Source organism: Methylobacter sp. (assembly GCF_023227905.1).
Classification (GTDB): Bacteria; Pseudomonadota; Gammaproteobacteria; order Methylococcales; family Methylomonadaceae; genus Methylobacter_A.
This window is the reverse complement of record NZ_JALOCF010000125.1, coordinates 1-2,743: the sequence shown is the minus strand read 5'-3', so window position 1 is coordinate 2,743 and position 2,743 is coordinate 1. Positions and strand designations below refer to the sequence as shown.

The 2,743-nt window shown below is 43.5% G+C and carries 3 protein-coding genes; all 3 read right to left on the bottom strand.

Going from position 1 to position 2,743, the window contains the following annotated elements:
• Positions 1 to 154, bottom strand: a 154-nt coding sequence (locus tag M0R47_RS21675; RefSeq protein WP_292558436.1) for an RNA-binding protein, incomplete at its 3' end; no start/stop codon positions are given.
• A gap of 284 nt (positions 155 to 438) precedes the next feature.
• Positions 439 to 693 (bottom strand): hypothetical protein, encoded by a 255-nt coding sequence (locus M0R47_RS21670; RefSeq protein ID WP_292558435.1) that lies wholly within the window; start codon positions 691 to 693, stop codon positions 439 to 441.
• A 142-nt stretch (positions 694 to 835) separates the two neighbouring features.
• A complete protein-coding gene (locus tag M0R47_RS21665) occupies positions 836 to 1,795 on the bottom strand; it encodes a VacJ family lipoprotein (RefSeq protein ID WP_292558434.1) in 960 nt (319 codons plus the stop codon).
• Positions 1,796 to 2,743 lie beyond the last annotated feature (948 nt).

Genomic DNA, 2,743 nt, shown 5'->3' with positions numbered 1-2,743 from the left:
CGTCAAGTCCGGCTATAGCGGCTCTTGCTTCGTGGCCTTCCATGCCGATAAAGCCGAAGCCCCGGCATTTTCCGCTAAAGATATCGGAAACAAGTTGAATGGAGCGGACTTTTCCGTATGACGAACAGGCGCTCTGGCAAAAGCTGGACCATATCTATTACAATCGGGTAAAACTTAGGAGCTAGCGATGAAACTATGCATTGGCTTCAGCACCAGGAATTATGCTGGGCTTACCGTGATGAATTCCGTTTTTAAGGATTGGTTATGATTTACGGCGTAGCGCGGCTGGACTGCATTCCCAACGTAGCGCGGGGAATGCGATAGAAATCTCGGGGATTTGCTGTTACTCAGCAGCCACCTGTCTATGGTATTCCGCCATTTGCCTGCTTTCTTTCGCCGCCATCTCCAGATCGCGAACCATTGCGCCAGCTTGGGATTTTAGATCTTGAATTCTTTTCCGTATTTCCATGGCCTGGCCATATACTCATTCAACATTTCTCGTTCTTCTTTTGCATCGGCATCCAGCGTTTTCGCAATTTCTTCGTAATGATTGGCAAGACGCAGATGTGCGTCTTGGGTATCCGCCGTTTGTACTGCTTTTGCCCAACTTTGCGGCTGGGGCACATTTTCTGTTGCGCAGGCGGACAAAAGTACAACAATAAAGAAAAGTGGTGTCATATTCTTAGCTTTCATGCGCGCTCTCCTATCTTATTTGTTGATGTCGTAACTCTATCCAAAAGTGTGGCCGTGTTTAGCGAGAAAAAACGGCCACACTTTTATATGTTATTGATTAAAAAATTCAATCCATTAGAGCTAATTTGATTTTTATCATATTTTAGTTCAATTGATCCATTTTAATCGAGGCTTCCTCAAAGGATTTAAGCATGTCGTCAAAGGCTGAACTATTGGCTTTAGTCATCTTGGTGGATTGCATAGATGACTCTGCCTCATTATCCGCCTTGTAAGCCGCGTCGACAGTTGGCTTAATGACTGTGGATTTATTTGCGTCAACATCGGCAGAATTTTCGACGTCGCTATCAACATCCCAGTCATAGCTATGGCTGTCACTTTTACCATCGTTGATTAAGTGTTGGCGATATTGCAGAAAGGACTCACGGGTAAATACATATGGATCCAAGGCTGCCTCGTCGATAAAGTTCAACGCACCTTCGGCGTTGGCTCGATCATTGATGCCTTCGAGAATGCCGGTGCCCGGTACGTAGGTTCCTGGGTTTGCCGCTTTATCGATGATCGATCCTCCACCATCACGAATGGTGGTAGGTCCCATGATAGGTAGAACCAGGTAAGCGCCTTCTGAAACACCCCAAACGGCCAACGTTTGTCCAAAGTCCTCGACGTTATGTTTCAGACCGAATTCACTGGCAACATCAACCAATCCAGCAATACCGATAGTGGTATTGGTTAAGAAACGACCAGCATCTGAAGCACTTTGTTGAAATTTACCTTGAAGGACGTCATTTAGCACAACATTGATGCCTTTCAAGTTATTAAAAAAATTACTCACCCCGGTTTCTATGAAATCAGGAGTGATAAATTTGTAACTATTGGCAACCGGTTTAAAAAAGTATTTATCTAATCCCATATTAAAGCCGTAAACGGACCGGTTAAAGCCTTCATACGGATCGACTTGGTTCGCTTCAGTCGAAGCAAAATCGATTGAGGTTTCGGCGCGTTTCTCAGTGGTGGCACACCCTGCGACTATCAGAGTGCTTGTGATTAAAAACATTGATGTTAGCGATGCACGGTTTTTGCCTGAAGACAATCGGATCGTCATTACGTAGAGTTCCTATTAGCTATTGGTTTGAGTAACTTTCAAATTTAGTGAAAGACTTTTCGCCGCGACAATAAATATCGAATCGAAACTATATTGTAATGCTTTAGCCTCCTTTGTCGTACAAATTTGTTTGTTTAAGTTTGGATCAGTTAATTGCAGTTGCCCAACCACCATGCGGCGTATTATTTCTTAGCTGGCACACACTATCTTCTGGTTCTACCGCGCGCGTTGGGAACCAGATAAATAAAAACTTCGTAGCTGTTATGCTTTTTCCTTCTTTTTGAATGAAATATTATTGTTCAGGGTTGTCCGCGTTTTTTGTGGGTAACTCTATGTATAAGCTGAAAATAGATGGTCAAACTATTCGCTCCTTAAGCTTTTTTGGATTGTAAGCAATGTATGATTCGGCGCAAATATTACATCAAGTATCAAATGCTTGGATTCAAAGCAGATAAAATTTTAGCGGCGTTTTTATAGTTGGAGTGAGGCTTTGAGATTATGCGGCTGAAATAAAAGTGCATGGGATGCGCCTGTGGGAAAAGTAGGCTTAGGAATTTATTCTCAAATCTTAGTTGTAGAAATCTGAGGTGCTCGATCATTTGAGCAATGGCTGAACTTTTTGTTGAAATGATTATTCAGGCAGCGAGCATGAATAAGGTTTCAAAAAAATCCTGAAAATGCAAGGTCATTAATGCGCTCAGGGAAGGGCTGATGGGGCGACCGACGAGCAGGTCGCCAGGATAGCTCGGCTATATTCCCGTGTCTACTACTAAGACAGTAGAGTCATCAGAGGATGGTGAGCTTTGTGTCATGAATGTTTCAATGCCGTCTGCCGTTTTTACCGGCAGTCGTATCTTCAAATTTGACTTTTAAAGGTTTTCCGCAATACAGATTGCCGTCAAGTCCGGCTATAGCGGCTCTTGCTTCGTGGCCTTCCATGCCGATAAA

What these genes read in the sequence shown, in the direction of transcription:
- M0R47_RS21670 (WP_292558435.1), bottom strand. Translation starts at nt 693, where the DNA reads ATGAAAGCTAAGAATATGACACCACTTTTCTTTATTGTTGTACTTTTG.
- M0R47_RS21665 (WP_292558434.1), bottom strand. Translation starts at nt 1,795, where the DNA reads ATGACGATCCGATTGTCTTCAGGCAAAAACCGTGCATCGCTAACATCA.